We start from the raw sequence: 16929 nt of genomic DNA, 5'->3' as shown, positions 1-16929 counted from the left end.
CTCGCTTTGTGCTGATCTCAGGGGGTCGGGAGTGGCGCGGTGAAACGAGAACTCGCATCCCCGAGCAGATGGCCTGGTGGCAGCATCCGGCCGCACAGCACGAGCAGGAGATCCTGCGCCGCCCCGTGAACCTCGGCGCCGGCACCGTACGTCCAGTCTCGGTCGTCGGCGCGCAACCGAGCGCCGTCGAGGTCAGTTCCGAAATACTTCACGGTTTTGGGCGAGAGTCCGCTGAGCACACGAGTGAGCCGGTCTTCGGGCACCACGTAATCGTCGCCGAGTGCCACGCGAATGTCCTGACCGTGGATCACGTCGTGCGAGAGCGCACCCTCGAAGCCGCCGCCTGGTGGCTTCCACGGGTGTGCAACGTTGTCGCGAAGCGAGGCAAGCAGTTGTCGCTCACCGACTTCCGACGCATCGGCGAGCGCTCGCCGGTTCGACATCTTGTTGAAGTTTCCGCGTGACTTGACCATTTCCACGACGAATCGCGGCGCCGAGTATCGGTAGGGCATGGTGATGTGCGCGATCACTTCGCGGACCCGCCACCCCTCGCACAGGGTCGGCGCGTTCCACTGCTCCGTGCTCAGGCCTTCGAGAAATCCCACCAGTTCGCGGCGCTGCGCCACGACCCATTCGGGTGTCTGTTCGCTCATGTCGGCACTCCTTTCACCGGCGCAGACTTTCGGCGCCGATACCGATACAGACCGGTGGCAGCGCCGAAAGTAATCGCTGGTTCTGCGGAAAATGAGCTACGACGTCGACGACGCGTCGGCAGCGTCTGCGGCGGCCTTCTTGCGCGCGATGTCTTCGAGCGCCGCGATGTACTTCGCGCGATCGGCAGCGCCGGCTTCCCAATCGGACTTGCGGTTCTTGACCGCCTTCGCGGGCGAGCCGACCGCGATGCTGTAGTCCGGGATGTCGCCTTTGACGACGGCGTGCGCCCCGAGGACACAACCGCGTCCGACGCGGGTATTTCGCAGCACGGTGACCTTCGCTGCCACCCACGTGTCCGGGCCGATACGGACGGGGCCCTTGACGATGCCCTGGTCCTTGATCGGTGTGTTGATGTCGTCCATGCGGTGGTCGAAGTCGCAGATGTAGCACCAGTCGGCTACGAGCGTCGACGCACCGATTTCGATGTCGAGGTACGTGTTGACGACGTTGTCCTTGCCGAAGACGACCTTGTCGCCGATGCGCAGCGAGCCTTCGTGGCAGCGGATCGCGTTGCCGTCACCGATGTGCACCCAGCGCCCGATCTCGAGGCGGGACAGGTCGGGGGTGGAATGGATTTCGACGTTCTTGCCGAGGAACACCATGCCGCGCAGGATCACGTGCGGGTTGGCCATCTTGAACTTGGCGAGACGGTAGTACCGCACCAGATACCAGGGTGTGTACGCCTTGTTCGCCAGAACCCATTTGAGGGAATCGACCGTCAAGAACTTGGCCTGATCGCTGTCGCCTCGGCGTGATCCCCGCCATCGAGTGCGCAACGGTGCGCCCCACATGCTCGTCATGAGTGTTCAGCCTACGTGGGGCCGACTCACCGACCCTCGGGGTGTGCCCCGTCACGTTGCCCCGGTCGGGATAGTCTCTGGTCCGGGCTTGTGCAGTTACCGAGGGCTCTTGATCAAGTGAAGGCAGGGAGATTGTGATGCGGCGGGTCCTACGGTCGTCCGTGATGGTGTCGACGGCGATCGCTGCGGCCCTGATCGCCGGTTGCGGCAGCGACGACGGACGGGTGGACCGGTACGCGTCGGCGGGTTGGCCGGCCATGCATGCCGACGCCCGCAACAGCGACACGAGCCCGGTCACCGGATCACGCAATGTCGAGTTCGCATGGTCACGCCCTCTCGGCGGTCCGGTTGCCGCGTACGCCTCGGTGGCCGCGAACGGCCAGAGCTTCGTCACCGCCCGCACCGAGAACGGCTGCAATCTCTTCTCGTTCCAGATGGATTCGGGTCGCAAGAAGTGGTGCGCTCGACTCAACGACGGAGTAGTCGCCTCGACGCCCATCGTCGACACTGCCACCAATGTCTACGTCGGCGAGAGCGGCGCGATGATGTCCTTCACCGAGACTGGTCAATTGCGTTGGCGCACGCTCGTTGTGGGCACTCCTCTCTCGTCACAGTTCACCGGCGACGGAAACCTGTTGTTCATCACCCAATTGGGTCAGATCAACGTGCTCAACCCGCAGACCGGCGCAAAAGTGGTTCCGTCGTTCGACCTGATCCCGCCGCCGTCGATCGACCAGGGCGCGAATGCAGAACTCATTCCCGACAACAAGGGTTTGAACGAGTGCTTCCTCGGCACGTCCGGCTGCCCGGTGGCCAATACCCCGGCAGTGGACCTGGGCACCGGCAAGTTCTACTTCACCTTCTACGGACCCAGTTCTCAGGCAGCCGATCTGGTCGCCATGAAGTACACGGGCGGCGACAATCCGTCCATCACCCGCGAGTGGTCCACCGACGCGCTTCCCGGTGGAACGGCGTCGAGCCCGGACCTGTCGAAGGACGGCAAGACCGTCTACGCCACCGACAACAACGGATCTCTCTGGGCAGTGAACGCTGAAACCGGTGACACCAGGTGGAGTTACGACATCGGCTTCAACTCGGCCGGTAGTGCCTCGACGTCCGACGACGGTTTGATCATTCCCGCCGGCGGCGACAAGGGCCACCTCCTTGCCGTGCGCGACGAGGGAGATCACGCCGAACTGGCCTGGGAACGTAAAGACATTCTGCAACTGGGCGTTCCGGCGCAGACCGCCGGCAACACCGGATACACCGTCGTACGCGAGGGTGAGAACGGACTGAGCCTGATCACCTTCGACACCGAAACCGGTGAGACGGTGGATCAGGACACGTTGCCGGGAGCAGTCGGCTTCACCGTCGGCACCTCGATCGGCCCCAAGGGCGAAGTGTTGACGCCCAGCGCAATCGGTGAGCTGTTCGTCTTCAAGTGAGCTAGCGGGACGCCTCACAGATGAAGGCCGACGCCGATCGTCCGATCCGCACGATCACGACGCTCAGTGCACGCGAGCCCTTGAGCTTGAGCCGTGGACGCAGCACTGCCGGGTCCACGTCGACTCCTCGCACCAGGATTTCGGCCACACCGCAGTCCCGCTTGGACAGTGTCTGTTTGAGCAGTTTCTCGGAGTACTTGATCTGCTCGAGGATCCGGAATCCGCGAACTCCCTCAGGGACGCTGTCACCGGTCAGATAAGCGATGCGTGGATCGAGCTGCCAGAGGCCGTGTCTGGCCGCGTAGTGGCGCACGAGGCCCGCGCGTACCACCGCTCCGTCCGGGTCGATGATCCACTCCCCCGGCGCTTGCTCCGGAATCACGTCGTCCTCGGCGTCGGTGATCGCCCATCCGCTCCGGTCAGAGCGAAGCACCGAAGCTCGACGCGTGACGCCGGACTCGGCCAGCCCCGTCGACCACAGGCAGGCTTCCTTGACGCCGCCGTCGAGCGAGACGACCTCGACTTCCCCGTCCCAGCCCAGATTGTCGAAATCGAGTCCGGGAGCACACTTCACCGCGAGATCACGGCCGGAGTACGCCTCTATGAGGTCCGGTAGAGGTGGCATCAACGCTGCCGGATCGTGAGTGCGGCGACCGCCCGATCGCCGTGCGGGGTCTGCCAGTACGACGGTGTCGCGTGTCGTCGGGCGGAGCGCGTCGGCCCGCAGCAACGCTGCGCTCGGCACATTGCGCTGTGCCATCGCCAGGCGAACGGAATCGATGTCGCTGCCGATCACGCGATGCGCAACTCCGGTCAAGGCATGCAGTTCGGCGCCGATGGAGCACGTCACGTCGTGGACGTCGCGCCCGATCAGACGCTGCGCGCGGTGGGCCGCGACAACGCCGGGAGTGGCTTGTTGCATCGCGTCGTCCGTGAACAACCATTGCTCACTGCCCGGCAGTTTGGCGGCGGCTTTACGTCGAAGCAGGACGGTGTCCACGAGCGCAGGCATGTGATCACCGAAACGCGTACGCGTCCGGCCGATGTCGGCCAGACGCGTACGCGTGGACAGTTCGAGCTGATCCACCTCGGCCAAGGCAGCTACGCCGGAATCACTTCCGAGATAGTCGACGTCGCCGAGGGTGAAGTCATAACCCAATTCAGTTGCCGGGCTTCACGCCGGTGATCATGACGTTGTAGAAGAATCCGCGAGGAACGACGTGGCGGAGCACCTTCTCGTCGACCCAGCTGAGCGTCTTCCAACCACCGAAAGCGAAACGCCCCCAGCCCCAACCGAGCTTCTCCGGCGGAACAGCCGCTTCGAAGGTACGGACAGGCCAGCCGAGAAGCGCCGCTGCGAATTCCTCGGTGGCAGCGTGGACCTGATCGGCGCCCGCAGACTTCGCCATGTTCTCGAGGTCGGTGGGGTCGAACGTGTGGATGTCGACGACAGCTTCGAGAGCTGCTGCACGAGAAGACTCGTCGAGTTCCTCTTGCGGACGACGCCAGTCTGCGAGGAACGGCAGCTTGGTCACGCGTGTGGTTGCTTCCCACGTCGCGCGGCCGAGCCAGCGGGCGTAGAAGTTGCCGACAGTGGTGGGCTCACCGGCGAAGACGAAACGTCCGCCGGGCTTGAGGACACGAAGGACCTCACGGAGCGACTTCTCGACGTCCGGAATGTGGTGCAGCACGGCGTGGCCGACCACCAGGTCGAAGGTGTTGTCCTCGTACGGAATGGTCTCGGCATCGGCAACACGGCCGTCGACCGGAAGGCCGAGGCTTTCGGCATTGCGCAGTGCGACCTTGACCATACCGGGCGAGAGGTCGGTGACCGAACCGGTCTTGGCGACTCCACCCTGCATCAGGTTCAGGAGGAAGAATCCGGTGCCGCAACCGAGTTCGAGCGCGCGCTCGTACGGGAGCGGCTGATCGCCCGCGACGGCGTCGAAACGACCACGTGCGTAGTCGATGCAGCGCTCGTCGTACGAGATGGACCACTTGTCGTCGTAGGTTTCGGCTTCCCAGTCGTGGTAGAGCACCTGGGCGAGCTTGGTGTCCTTACGAGCGGCCTCGACCTCTTCGGCCGTGGCGTGCGGCCGCGGCGCGGGGTCGACTACCGAGGTGTCGGTAGCGGCGGGCGGCGTGACGGTTGCGTCGTCATTCGGGCTGGCTGTCATGGCGGCTATCCTACTCGCTGGTAAGAGATGAACAAGTTCTAGTTTAGGGGAGCCTACTCGCCCGTGAACTCGGCCTTGCCCGGACCGTTCGCGATGAACGACTCCATGCCGATCGCCTGATCCTTGGTCGCGAACAATCCGGCGAACAGATGCTGCTCGATCTTGAGCCCGGATTCCAGGTCGGTGTTCAGACCCTCGTCGATGGCTGCCTTGGCAGCAGCCAACGCACGTGACGCTCCCCCGACGAACTGCGAGGCCCACGTGCGAGCGGCGGTGTACACGTCGTCGGGAGCGACGACCTCGTCGACCAAACCGATGGCCAATGCCTCGTCAGCCCCGACGAAACGGCCGGTGAAGACCAGATCCTTGGCCTTGGCCGGACCGATCAGACGAGCCAGACGCTGCGTTCCGCCGCCACCGGGAATGATTCCGAGCAGAATCTCCGGAACTCCGAGCTTGGCATTGTCTCCGACGATCCGGCGATCGGCCGAGAGTGCAACTTCGAGTCCACCACCGAGTGCGTATCCGGTGATCGCGGCAACGGTCGGCTTCGGGATGGACGCCACGGCGCCGAGTCCGGCCTGCATGCCGCCGATCGCGTCACGGATCTGGCCGTAGTCCATCTCGGCCATTTCCTTGACGTCGGCACCGGCTGCGAAGACTTTCTCGCCGCCGTAGACGATGACGGCCTTGACTGCCTTGTCGACGGTCGCAGCGTGTGCGGCAGCAGCCAACTCGTCCTGAACCTGACGGTTCAGAGCGTTCATGGGCGGACGCGCCAGACGGATGGTGCCGATGCCTTCGGAAACCTCGAGAGTCACAAATTCAGCCATGGTCGAGAGGTTACTTTGCCGCCTTGACCGACCACGGATGCGGCCCGGCGACGTAGTAGCCATCCTGGTTCGGGAACTCGACGCGCAGCGTTTCCTCGTCGGTGATCAACGTAGGCAGGATGACGGGAATCTCCGGCTCGGCTGCGAGTATCTCCGCCACCGAACTGAACTTGGCCAATTCGGTCAGCTGACTCCACGTCGGCGGCAACAGGATGCTGCCACCCTCCCGCCAGTGCGCCAGCGCGTCTTGCGGGCTCTGCCAACGAACCTCGGCGGCCTCGGAGGTGACGCCGTCCGCGATCTGTCCGGTCGGTGACGCTGCGACGAAGAAGCGCGTGTCGTAGCGGCGGGTCTCGCCCACCGGCGTGATCCAGTTCGCCCACGGCCGCAGCAGATCCGTTCGCAGGACCAGGTACTCCTTCTTCAGGAAATCGCTGAACGACAGCTCGTGCTTTTCGAGAGCTACTCGGTCCTGTGCGTAGCCGGCCGTGTCCGCGACGACGGTGTCCGCGGTCGGTCCGGCGAGTAGGACGCCGCACTCCTCGAAAGTTTCCCGCACCGCAGCCAAGACGAGAGCCTTCGCCCGAGCCACATCCGTGCTGAACCGCTCGGCCCACCATTCGACCGACGGTCCAGCCCACTCGACCTCTGCCGTCGCATCGGACTTGTCGACGCCGCCGCCGGGGAATACCGTCATGCCCCCGGCAAACGCCATCCCCTGTACTCGTTGAAGCAGGAAGATCTCGATCCCGGATTCGGCATCGCGCACCAAGATGACGGTCGACGCATCCTTGGGCTCGGGGACAGCGTTTGTATTCTCGTTAGCCATGCTTCGCGAACCTACGCGATCTGTGATCTGGGACGCATTTCAGGTCCCACTGAAGCTCACGCGCGATGAGCTCCGGACGGTCTCGCGCGGCGCGCGAAGTATCGGCCGTCCGCCTTGTCGAGGCTGATGGACTGGCTGAATGCCGCGCTCAGATTTTCGGCGGTGATGACGTCGTCCAGAAGCCCCTGGGAGACGACCTCCCCTTCCTTGAGAAGGAGTGCGTGGGTGAATCCCGGCGGGATTTCCTCGACGTGATGGGTGATCAGGACGGTTGCCGGGGCGTCCGGATCGGCAGCCAGTTCGGCGAGTCTGGCCACAAGTTCCTCACGGCCACCGAGGTCGAGCCCGGCGGCGGGCTCGTCCAGGAGAAGAAGTTCGGGATCGGTCATCAAGGCTCGCGCGATGAGGACGCGCTTGCGCTCGCCTTCGGAAAGCGTCCCGTACGTCCGATCCGCCAGGTGCTCGGCGCCGAGGCTTTCGAGCATCTCCACAGCGCGCGAGGTGTCCATGGATTCGTACTCCTCGCGCCACCGACCGAGAACGGCGTAGCCCGCCGACACGACGAGGTCGCTGACCTTCTCGTCGCCGGGCACGCGGTTCGCCAACGACGACGAGGACAAACCGATTCGCGGGCGCAACTCGTTGACGTCGACCTTGCCGAGAACTTCGCCAAGGAGGTGGGCAGAACCACTGGTCGGGAAAGTCTCACCGGCCGCGATGCGCAGCAGCGAGGTCTTGCCGGCACCGTTGGGTCCGAGCACCACCCATCGCTCGTCCAGCTCCACTTTCCAGGTGACGGGCCCCACGAGAGTGGACCCTCCCCGACGGATGAGTACGTTGTCGAAATCGATGAGCAGATCTGGATCAGGTAGCGGCACCCGAACATCTTCCCGCACATTCTCCGGCCGTTCACGGCAGGATCATCTTGCGTGTCGCCTCTCATCGAAACTCACACCCCGACGCCCGGGTCTCCGTTCCCACTCGGCGCCAACATCGTGGACTCCGGAACCCAGTTCGCGGTCCACGCCCCGGCCGCGTCGAGCGTCCACATCTGCCTGATCGACCAGGACGGAAACGAAGATCGCGTCGAACTTCGGCAACACACGTACGGAATCTGGCACGGAATCATCTCCGGGATCGGTGCGGGGCAGCGTTACGGAATTCGGGCGTCCGGCCCGTGGAATCCGCGCGCCGGGCTGAGACTTAATCCACACAAGCTGCTCGTCGATCCGTGGGCGCGCCGCATCGAGGGGGATCTCGGTGATCACCGTGCCCTCCTGTCGTACGCCGACGATCCCTTCGGCGACCCGTCGACGGTCGACTCGCTCGGCCACGTGCCGCTGTCCGTGGTGACTCCCGGCCTCGCGCCCGCCGGAGCCCGCCTCGAGACGCCGTGGGAGGAAAGCGTCATCTACGAACTGCATGTGGGCGCGTACACCGCCAGTCATCCAGGAGTACCCGCCGCCCACCGCGGAACGTACCTCGGCCTGACGGCACCGGCCGTGATCGATCACCTCGTCTCACTCGGCGTCACTGCCGTGGAACTGCTTCCCGTACAGGCGTTTCTGACCGAACAGAGCGTCCGCGAGCGAGGAATGCGCAACCACTGGGGATACTCGACGGCGTCGTACTTCGCCCCGCATCCCGGATACGCGGCAACTCCGGGCGGCGAAGTCACCGAGTTCCGGATCATGGTCGACGCACTACACGCGGCAGGCATCGAGGTCGTCCTCGACGTCGTCTACAACCACACCTGCGAGCAGAGTGTCGACGGAATCAGCGTCAGCTGGCGAGGTTTGGACGGCCCCGGCTACTACCTTCTCGACAGCGACGGCCGCGACATCGACCTGACCGGGTGCGGCAACACGGTCGACGCCTGCTCCCCCATCGCCGTCCGCATGATCACCGACAGCCTCCGCTACTGGGCCACCGAAATGGGTGTCGACGGCTTCCGATTTGATCTCGCGAGCGCGTTGGGTAGGCCGCGCGGCGGCGGCTTCGACCAGCGGGCGTCCATCTTGTCGGCCATCTCCTCCGATCCGGTACTGACCCGGTGCAAGCTCATCGCCGAACCGTGGGATGCGACGGCCGACGGTTACCAGGTCGGAAACTTCGGACTCCAGTGGTCCGAATGGAACGACAAGTACCGCAGCACCATTCGCCAGTTCTGGAACGGCGGATCCAGCGTCCGGAAGGTCGCGTCGCGCCTCGCCGGTTCCGAGGACATCTTTGCCGGCAGCGGCCGTCGCCCCTGGGCGTCGATCAACTTCGTCACAGCGCACGACGGGTTCACCGCCGCCGATCTGGTCGCGTACAACCACAAGCACAACGAAGCCAACGGTGAAGACAATCGTGACGGCGCCGATCACAACGATTCGTTCAACCACGGAATCGAAGGCCCGAGCACCGATCCCGAGATTCAGGACGCCAGGGCACGTCATGTACGGGCGCTACTGGCCACGCTCGTGCTGTCGACAGGCACACCGATGCTCACCGCCGGAGACGAGTTCGGCCACAGTCTCGGCGGAAACAACAACGCGTATTGTGTTCCCACACTTGCCTCCCCAGCCGATTCGTGGGCCCTGGACTGGACGGCGGCCGATCAGTCGTTGGTGCAGTTCGTCTCCCGAGCGTTCGGATTACGCCGAGCGGCACCGGCGTTGCGTCAGCCCGAATTCTTCGAAGGCAGAAGAAGACTGGAGCACCCGGACCTCGTCTGGTTCGACGCTGCCGGCGTCGAGTTCGACGACACCGCATGGTACGACGAGAGTCACCGAACGCTGCAGGCCTGGATCGACGGAGCCGACGTTCGGTCTCACACTCGAACCGGGCGCCCACTCGGTGACGACAGTTGGCTCCTGATCCTGCATTCCGGTGGACCGGTTCAGGTCACCGTCGGCACTCCGGAATGGTTCGACGGCACCTTGACTGCATCGTTCGATTCGGCTTCACCCACCGGAGAACCTGCCTCCACGGCCGAAGTTCCCGTCGGCACCGAGATTTCGCTGACCGGCCCCACGGTCTTGGCCTTACGTTCCGTGACACCTCCTCCGGTCACCGCTGCTGTCATGGAATCCGGCAGCACCTTGATGAGGAATTGAATGGTCGGTCCGATCCCGAAGGCGTACAACACTGTTCCGACGCCGACGGTTCCACCGAGGAGCCATCCGGTCGTGAGGACCGCGATCTCGATGCTGGTACGCACGAGCCTGACCGACAGACCTGTGCGAGCGACCAGTCCGGTCATCAATCCGTCGCGGGGGCCCGGCCCCATGCCCGCGCCGATGTAGAGAACGCTGGCCAGTCCGTTGAGGAGGATTCCCGCGACCATGATCACGGCTCGAACTGGCATGGAATCAAAGACCGGCAAGAAGGCCAGTGAGGTATCCACCGAGATGGCAATTACAACGACATTGGCGACCGTTCCGAATCCCGGCCGCTGACGGATCGGAATCCAGAGCAGCAGTACCACCGCACCGGTAATCGCAGTGATCACGCCGAAACTGAGCGAAACGTGCTCGGCCACACCCTGATGGAAAACATCCCAGGGATCCAGACCAAGACCGGCTGTGATCATCATGGCCATCGAGAAGCCGTACAACCACAGACCGACGAACAGCGAGGCGAATCTCCGTATCAACACTCGACCATCTTGATGGCCACTGGACTGTTCATCCATAGCCAAGTTGCCGATACTGGACTGGTCGGTTGCGTCTCTACGGAACCGCGATGACTGTCATGGAGCCTGGTGCCACTTCCGTGAAACCAGCGTCACGAACCGCGACGGCCTCCGACTTCTTCAGCCGAACTACTGCTTCGGCCCACTGTTCCGGGCTCGCGTCGCGCACTGAGCAGCGAAAGTCGTTCTGCGCCCAGTCCCAGCACTGTTTCTCGGACATGGCCGCCGCCAACAACATCGAGGCATGCCCGACCTGTGCCGACGCCTTGCCTACCGTCATCTCGAGCGCCGAGTCGATCCACAGCACCGGAAGACCAGGCTCCGGCGGGCCAGGCTCGTCGTGCTCGAGATCGGTCCCACCGATCTGCAACTTCTTGATTCGCGGGTCCAGTTCTCCGACCGGCCCGGGAACCAGAGCCCGCGCCTGCGCGCCATCCACATCGACGGTGATTCCCGGTACCTCCTGCGCGGCGAGCCACTGCGCTCCTCGCGCTCGACGAGACACCTTCCGAATCCGGGCACCCACCCACGCCGAATAGTCCTCGTGCCAGGGGCCGGGTTCCCCGTCTTCGGTGAACCCGACGCGTTCGTCCAGACACAGCGCCACAGCCGCCGTTGCCGCAGCCTCGAGCAGTGCGGTGCGCTTGGGCGGGTCTGCCTTCGGAATGTGCAGAACGATCGGCATCGCCAACACCAGCGCCGGATCCGCGGGATCGTCTCGCCCTCCGTACCCAGCAGCCAGCACCGCGTGGCGCTCGCGCCAGCGCGAATCGGGGCCGGACATCACAGCTGGATCGGAACTGAATGCTGGATCGGAACTCATGGAATCGGTACGCGTCGCACGCCACCGTCGACGGCGTCCGCAGCCTCGACCTCGTCGCGGGTCACACCGAGAATGAACAGCACAGCATCGAGGAAGGGATGCGACAACGCAGCATCTGCGACCTCCCGCAACGCAGGCTTGGCGTTGAACGCCACGCCCAGGCCCGCGGCGTTGAGCATGTCGATGTCGTTGGCACCGTCACCGACGGCGACGGTCTGTTCCATCGGCACACCGACCTGATCGGCGAACTTGCGCAGCGCAACGGCCTTCGCGGCGCGGTCGACGATTTCACCGATCACACGTCCGGTCAGCTTGCCGTCGACGATTTCGAGGGTGTTGGCGTGCACGAAGTCCAGTTCGAGTTCGTGTGCGAGGCCTTCGATGACCTGACGGAAGCCACCCGACACCACGCCGCAGTGGAATCCGAGACGGCGCAAGGTGCGAATCGTGGTTCGCGCACCCGGCGTCAGTTCGATGCTCTCTGCCACCTCGTCGATGACGGAGGCGTCGAGACCGGCGAGTGTCGCCACACGCTGGTGCAGTGATTCGGTGAAGTCGATCTCGCCGCGCATCGCAGCTTCGGTGACGGCGCGGACCTCGTCCTCGACGCCGGCCTTCGCGGCGAGCATCTCGATGACCTCGCCCTGGACGAGCGTCGAGTCCACGTCGAACACGATCAGACGCTTGGCCCGGCGAGCGAGACCTGCGCGCTCGACCGCGATGTCGACGTTTTCGAGAGCGGCGACCTCGGCGAGTCCGGTGCGCAGCTTCGCGTCGCCGTCCGCCGTATCGGCCGCGCTGACGCTGAGTTCGAGGCCGGTGACCGGATAGTCGGCGACACCACGGATGGAATCGATGTTTGCGCCCTGCTTCGCGAGTTCGCGTGCCACCGATCGCATTGCGCGAGCATTGACCGGGCTACCGAGAACAACGACCGCGTGGGTGGACACCGCGGGCCGTCCGGGATCGGCACCGATTTCGATGTCGACGTTCATTCCGACCGTCGCCATCGCCTGTTCGAGTTCTTCCTGAAGCGCTTCGGGATCGTTCGGGCAGGCAACCATGACACCGAGTGTCAGTCGACCTCGAATCACCACCTGCTCCACGTCGAGTAGACGCACATCGTGCCGCGACAGCGCCGCGAACAGTACCGAGGTGACGCCAGGGCGGTCCGGCCCGGTCACAGTCACCAGAACAGTGGTGTCAGAGGCACCCACCGAAAACTCCGATCGTTTCTTCGTTCGCGTCTTGATCGTCACTATTGTGCCAAGCGAAAGGCCCCACCCGTTACTCGGGCGGGGCCTTCGCTGATTACTTCAGTGTGTTACTTCGCTCAGGAGCGGCTGTCGGTTCCGGGGTCGCCTTCGTCCCCGACCGTGAGCGGCTCGTGACGAGCATCTTCGAGCACGGTGCTGGCGTTCTTCCCGCCGTGGCCGGGGCCGACGTGCGCTTCCGCGCGCATCCGCTCCACCATGTGCGGGTAGTGCAGCTCGAACGCCGGACGCTCGCTACGGATGCGCGGCAACTCGGTGAAGTTGTGACGCGGCGGCGGGCAGGTGGTTGCCCACTCCAGCGAGTTTCCGTAACCCCACGGATCGTCGACGGTGACAACTTCGCCGTAGCGGTAGCTCTTGAAGACGTTCCAGATGAACGGAAGCGTCGAGGCACCGAGTACGAAGGCGAAGATCGTGGACACCGAGTTCAGCACCGTGAACCCGTCCGAGGGCAGGTAGTCGGCGTAACGACGCGGCATACCTTCGGCGCCGAGCCAGTGCTGAACGAGGAACGTGCCGTGGAAACCGACGAACGTGGTCCAGAAGTGCCACTTGCCGAGGCGCTCGTCCATCATGCGACCGGTCATCTTCGGGAACCAGAAGTAGATACCGGCGTACGTGGCGAACACGACCGTGCCGAAGACCACGTAGTGGAAGTGGGCGACGACGAAGTAGCTGTCGGTGACGTGGAAGTCGAGCGGCGGGCTCGCGAGGATGACACCCGACAGACCACCGAAGAGGAAGGTGATCAGGAAGCCGATCGAGAACAGCATCGGCGATTCGAAGGTCAACTGCCCCTTCCACATCGTGCCGATCCAGTTGAAGATCTTCACACCTGTCGGCACGGCGATCAGGAACGTCATGAACGAGAAGTACGGCAGGAGAACAGCGCCGGTTGCGTACATGTGGTGGGCCCACACTGCGATCGACAGAGCGGCGATGGCCAACGTTGCGTACACCAGGCCGCTGTAGCCGAAGATCGGCTTACGGCTGAAGACCGGGAAGATCTCCGAGACGATGCCGAAGAACGGCAGCGCGATGATGTACACCTCGGGGTGACCGAAGAACCAGAACAGGTGCTGCCACAGGAGCACACCGCCCGTTGCCGGGTCGAAGATGTGCCCACCGAGATGGCGGTCGACGAACAAGCCCATGAATGCAGCGGTCAGCAGCGGGAACGCCAGCAGGATCAGGATGCTGGTGATGAAGATGTTCCAGGTGAAGATCGGCATGCGGAACATGGTCATACCGGGTGCGCGCAGGCAGATCACGGTGGTGACCATGTTGACGCCACCGAGGATGGTGCCGAGGCCGGCGACGGCCAGACCCAGGACCCACAGGTCGGCGCCGACGCCGGGGCTGTGCAGCGCGCTGGTCAGCGGCGTGTATGCCGTCCAACCGAAGTCTGCTGCGCCACCGGGCGTGACGAATCCGGCCGTCGTGATGATCGCACCGAACAGGTACAGCCAGTAGCTGAACGCGTTCAGGCGCGGGAACGCGACGTCGGGTGCACCGATCTGGAGCGGAAGAATGTAGTTCGCGAAGCCGAAGACGATCGGGGTCGCGTACAGCAGCAGCATGATCGTGCCGTGCATGGTGAACAGCTGGTTGAACTGTTCGTTGGAAAGGAACTGCATGCCGGGTACAGCAAGTTCGGCACGCATCATCAGTGCCATGAGGCCACCGATGAGGAAGAAGGCGATGGAAGTCGCCAAGTACATGATTCCGAGCACCTTGGGATCGGTGGTCGTGATCATCTTGAAAATGAATGAGCCCTTGGGTCCCTGCCGCGGCGGGTAAGGCCTGGCCGGCGCTATCGTGGGGACTGGCTGGGGCGCTACGGCAGTCACTGATCCTCCTGAATGTGCCTTTGGTCGCTCCGCAGACTCCGTCAAAGAGCCCTTGGTTGCGCCCGCAGGGTCCGTCGCCCGGGCTGCGGACAACGGCTTCTGGCTTGCGCTCATCGAATCGTAGACCGTGACTCCGAGGCACCGCGACCCGGTCCTACTCTGCGTCGTACTCGAGCCTCCGTTTTTCACGGCACCGAACGAACGACCTGCGGTTTATGTTCCCCCGGGAGTCCGAACCCACTTCCGAATCGGCGTGTCGTGCGCGTCGAAGAATTCGGTCGGTGTCCGTTTTCGGCCATCTCCTCCACTGATAAGGTCACCCTCGCCTAACTCACCTCAGGAGTATTCAGTGAAATTCTTTCCCCGCCGCGCCGCGCTGGTAGCCGTCGCAGCCTCGATCGCCTTGGTCGTTCCAGCCTGCTCGAGTAACGACGAGCCCGCTGCAACCACCACCTCGACCGAGTCGGGCGCATTCCCCCGCACGATCGAACACTTCCGTGGAAGCACCGAAATCCCGGCAGCACCCCAGCGGATCGTCGCGCTCGACAACAGCTTCACCGACGCCGTCCTTCTCCTCGAATCCCCGCTCGTCGGCTACGTCGACTACCGCGAGCCCGGTCTGCCCGACTACCTCGGATCCTCGCGGGAGGAATTCGCCGCGGACGCCGTCTCGGTCGGCACGGTCAGCAGTGCAAGCCTCGAGAAGATCGCCGCACTGCAGCCGGACCTCATCATCTCCGCCGAGGTCCGCGACGGGAAGAACTACGAGCAGCTCTCCGCAATCGCGCCCACCGTCTTCACCCAGACGACCGGTCCGACGTGGAAGGACAACATCCGCGTAGTCGGTGAAGCGCTGGGCAAGGAATCGCTGGCCGAGGCGAAGATCACCGAATACGAAACACGCGCGGCTGCCGTCGGCAAGGAAATCAACGAGAAGGCGAACAACCCGGTCATCTCGGTAGTCCGGTTCGCCGGTGAACCGACCGCACGTCTCTACCGCACCACCTCGTTCAGCGGCATCGTTCTTCAGGACGCCGGATTGAAGCGCCCGGACAACCAGGGACCTGACCCCGCCGATGCCGGCAACATCATGATGAAGATCAGCCCCGAGCTGATCAACGAAGCCGACGCGGACGTCATCTTCATCAGCACCTGGCAGGACGCCGAGGGCAAGAGCGCCGAAGCTGCGAAGCCGTTCCTCGAGAGCCCGCTGTGGCAGACCCTTCGAGGACGCAAGGTCGACGTGGACGATTCACGTTGGATGTCGCCGGTCAGCATCCAGGGCGCCCACATGATCCTCGACGACCTCTCGGACACGTTCGAGGTGGACAAGCAGAACAGCTGAGTCGAACAGCTAACCTGAACGGCGCCCGCTCACACAGGAAGCCGTCGACTTGTCTGTTCTCTCACGCACGTCTGTTCTCTCACGCACGACCGCCCGCACGTCCGTTCGTCGTGTCTCGATCCTGGGGATCGCCGCCACGATGCTCGTCCTCGGTGGTTGCTCGTCCGACTCGTCGGACGATCCCGCGAGCACCATCGTCCGGACCACTACGTCGATCGCCGGTGCCGGCGTGATGGGTATCGAACGCGACACCGCCACCGCGTGCCCGACGCCGACGCAAGCCGACCCGGGAGCGGGCCCCGGGGTGAAGCGTCGAGTCGTACACACTGCGGGTGAAACCGAGGTTCCTTCCGATCCCCAACGGATCGTGGTCCTCGACAGCGTCTCGATGGACGCCGTGTGCGCCCTCGGCCTGTGGGAGCGGGTAGTGGGCGCCGCGACCGGTGTCGACTCACCTCAACCGTCGTACCTGGGTTTCGGCATCTCGGAGATTCCGAGTGTCGGCCCCGTGAGCACACCTGACGTCAACGCCGTGAAGGCCGCCGCGCCGGACTTGATCCTCGGGTCCAGTCCGGCGTCCGACGGCTTGTACGGGCAACTCGACGCCATCGCCCCCACCGTGTTCGCGGGCTCGGATCCTGTGTACTGGAAAGCGCAGTTCGCCCTCGCCGGCCAGGCACTGGGCCGTTCGTCCGCGGCTGCGACGGAGCTCGACCGCTACCAGCAGGACGTCGTGCAGCTCGGCGACGCATTGAATGCATCGCAGACGCAGGCATCAGTGGTTCGGTTCGGTTCGAAGGACCTGCAGATCGAGGGCCCCGCATCCTTCGCCGGACAGATCCTCAGCGACGTCGGCGTCCGGCGCCCACCGGCGCAGCGATTGACCGATGCGACCACGGCACCGATTCCGGCCGACGATCTCAGCGCCGCCGAAGGGGACTTGATCTACGTCCTCTTCGACGGGCCGAACGGTCGTAGCTACGGCACCGAGGTCATGAAGAGCGACCAGTGGCAGGACCTCGCCGCTGCCACCGACCGACGTGTGTTCGTAGCGGAAGACGACATCTGGAACGGAAACGGGATGACTGCCGCCCGTGCCGTATTGGCGGACTTGAAGGGAACCTTGAACGGATATGCGAGCTGACTGGAACGAACCACAA

Annotated in this window: 14 protein-coding genes and 1 pseudogene; 4 read left to right on the top strand and 11 right to left on the bottom strand. The window is 64.1% G+C overall.

What is annotated here, in order from left to right; translation table 11 throughout:
- Window positions 1–17: 17 nt before the first annotated feature.
- Both GN300_RS22330 and GN300_RS22325 read right to left on the bottom strand, forming a co-directional pair.
- Window positions 18–653 (bottom strand): maleylpyruvate isomerase family mycothiol-dependent enzyme, encoded by a 636-nt coding sequence (locus tag GN300_RS22330; RefSeq protein ID WP_003944749.1) that lies wholly within the window; start codon window positions 651–653, stop codon window positions 18–20.
- 96 nt (window positions 654–749) lie between these two features.
- Window positions 750–1514, bottom strand: coding sequence for an acyltransferase (locus GN300_RS22325; protein ID WP_003944741.1), 765 nt, complete (start codon window positions 1512–1514; stop codon window positions 750–752).
- A gap of 137 nt (window positions 1515–1651) precedes the next feature.
- Here GN300_RS22325 and GN300_RS22320 point away from each other — a divergent pair, with 137 nt between their 5' ends.
- Window positions 1652–2959, top strand: coding sequence for a PQQ-binding-like beta-propeller repeat protein (locus GN300_RS22320; RefSeq protein WP_063316594.1), 1308 nt, complete (start codon window positions 1652–1654; stop codon window positions 2957–2959).
- Window position 2960: 1 nt separating this feature from the next.
- Here the strand turns inward: GN300_RS22320 and GN300_RS22315 are convergent, their stop codons facing one another.
- The 5 genes from GN300_RS22315 to GN300_RS22295 are packed head-to-tail and all read right to left on the bottom strand — an operon-like array spanning window position 2961 to window position 7676.
- The gene (locus tag GN300_RS22315; RefSeq protein ID WP_063316595.1) at window positions 2961–4118 is read right to left on the bottom strand and encodes a hypothetical protein; all 1158 of its coding nucleotides are present in this window, start codon (window positions 4116–4118) and stop codon (window positions 2961–2963) included.
- Window position 4119: 1 nt separating this feature from the next.
- Entirely contained in the window at window positions 4120–5136 is a 1017-nt protein-coding gene (locus tag GN300_RS22310) for a class I SAM-dependent methyltransferase (RefSeq protein ID WP_003944733.1), read from the bottom strand.
- A 53-nt stretch (window positions 5137–5189) separates the two neighbouring features.
- On the bottom strand, window positions 5190–5969 hold the full coding sequence (locus GN300_RS22305; RefSeq protein WP_003944701.1) for an enoyl-CoA hydratase/isomerase family protein: 780 nt from the start codon (window positions 5967–5969) through the stop codon (window positions 5190–5192).
- A 10-nt stretch (window positions 5970–5979) separates the two neighbouring features.
- Window positions 5980–6798, bottom strand: coding sequence for an NUDIX domain-containing protein (locus GN300_RS22300; RefSeq protein ID WP_063316596.1), 819 nt, complete (start codon window positions 6796–6798; stop codon window positions 5980–5982).
- A 56-nt stretch (window positions 6799–6854) separates the two neighbouring features.
- Window positions 6855–7676, bottom strand: a complete 822-nt coding sequence (locus GN300_RS22295; protein WP_003944728.1) for an ABC transporter ATP-binding protein — start codon at window positions 7674–7676, stop codon at window positions 6855–6857.
- Window positions 7677–7727: 51 nt separating this feature from the next.
- On the opposite strand from GN300_RS22295, the pseudogene glgX reads away from it, so the two are divergent.
- Window positions 7728–9770 (top strand): annotated as a pseudogene (gene glgX / locus GN300_RS22290) (glycogen debranching protein GlgX); the annotation flags it as partial.
- On the opposite strand, the gene GN300_RS22285 reads toward glgX, so the two are convergent.
- From GN300_RS22285 to ctaD, 4 genes are all read right to left on the bottom strand, one after another.
- On the bottom strand, window positions 9683–10477 hold the full coding sequence (locus GN300_RS22285) for a YitT family protein (RefSeq protein ID WP_267933182.1): 795 nt from the start codon (window positions 10475–10477) through the stop codon (window positions 9683–9685). The pseudogene glgX and the gene GN300_RS22285 sit on opposite strands and share 88 nt — an antisense overlap.
- A 37-nt stretch (window positions 10478–10514) precedes the next feature.
- Entirely contained in the window at window positions 10515–11300 is a 786-nt protein-coding gene (locus GN300_RS22280) for a peptidyl-tRNA hydrolase (RefSeq protein ID WP_082845795.1), read from the bottom strand.
- Window positions 11297–12517, bottom strand: coding sequence for a phosphoserine phosphatase SerB (serB, locus tag GN300_RS22275; protein ID WP_003944761.1), 1221 nt, complete (start codon window positions 12515–12517; stop codon window positions 11297–11299). The genes GN300_RS22280 and serB overlap by 4 nt, the downstream gene beginning before the upstream one ends.
- A 116-nt stretch (window positions 12518–12633) precedes the next feature.
- Entirely contained in the window at window positions 12634–14424 is a 1791-nt protein-coding gene (ctaD, locus tag GN300_RS22270; protein ID WP_020907234.1) for a cytochrome c oxidase subunit I, read from the bottom strand.
- Window positions 14425–14773: 349 nt separating this feature from the next.
- Between ctaD and GN300_RS22265 the strand changes: the two genes are divergently transcribed.
- Together GN300_RS22265 and GN300_RS22260 are read left to right on the top strand one after the other, a co-directional pair.
- Complete coding sequence (locus tag GN300_RS22265; RefSeq protein ID WP_042450041.1) at window positions 14774–15769, top strand: ABC transporter substrate-binding protein; 996 nt, start codon at window positions 14774–14776, stop codon at window positions 15767–15769.
- Between the two features lie 49 nt (window positions 15770–15818).
- Window positions 15819–16913, top strand: a complete 1095-nt coding sequence (locus GN300_RS22260) for an iron-siderophore ABC transporter substrate-binding protein (protein WP_063316598.1) — start codon at window positions 15819–15821, stop codon at window positions 16911–16913.
- The last annotated feature ends 16 nt before the right edge of the window (window positions 16914–16929 follow it).

It is taken from the genome of Rhodococcus sp. Ni2, assembly GCF_021352185.1.
Taxonomy (GTDB): domain Bacteria; phylum Actinomycetota; class Actinomycetes; order Mycobacteriales; family Mycobacteriaceae; genus Rhodococcus_F; species Rhodococcus_F qingshengii.
This window is presented reverse-complemented; position numbering and strand designations above follow the sequence as displayed.

Coding starts and splice junctions, on each gene's coding strand:
- GN300_RS22280 (WP_082845795.1), bottom strand. CDS start 11,300: ATGAGTTCCGATCCAGCATTCAGTTCCGATCCAGCTGTGATGTCCGGC.
- GN300_RS22325 (WP_003944741.1), bottom strand. CDS start 1,514: ATGACGAGCATGTGGGGCGCACCGTTGCGCACTCGATGGCGGGGATCA.
- GN300_RS22305 (WP_003944701.1), bottom strand. CDS start 5,969: ATGGCTGAATTTGTGACTCTCGAGGTTTCCGAAGGCATCGGCACCATC.
- GN300_RS22285 (WP_267933182.1), bottom strand. CDS start 10,477: ATGGATGAACAGTCCAGTGGCCATCAAGATGGTCGAGTGTTGATACGG.
- GN300_RS22300 (WP_063316596.1), bottom strand. CDS start 6,798: ATGGCTAACGAGAATACAAACGCTGTCCCCGAGCCCAAGGATGCGTCG.
- GN300_RS22310 (WP_003944733.1), bottom strand. CDS start 5,136: ATGACAGCCAGCCCGAATGACGACGCAACCGTCACGCCGCCCGCCGCT.
- GN300_RS22330 (WP_003944749.1), bottom strand. CDS start 653: ATGAGCGAACAGACACCCGAATGGGTCGTGGCGCAGCGCCGCGAACTG.
- GN300_RS22320 (WP_063316594.1), top strand. CDS start 1,652: ATGCGGCGGGTCCTACGGTCGTCCGTGATGGTGTCGACGGCGATCGCT.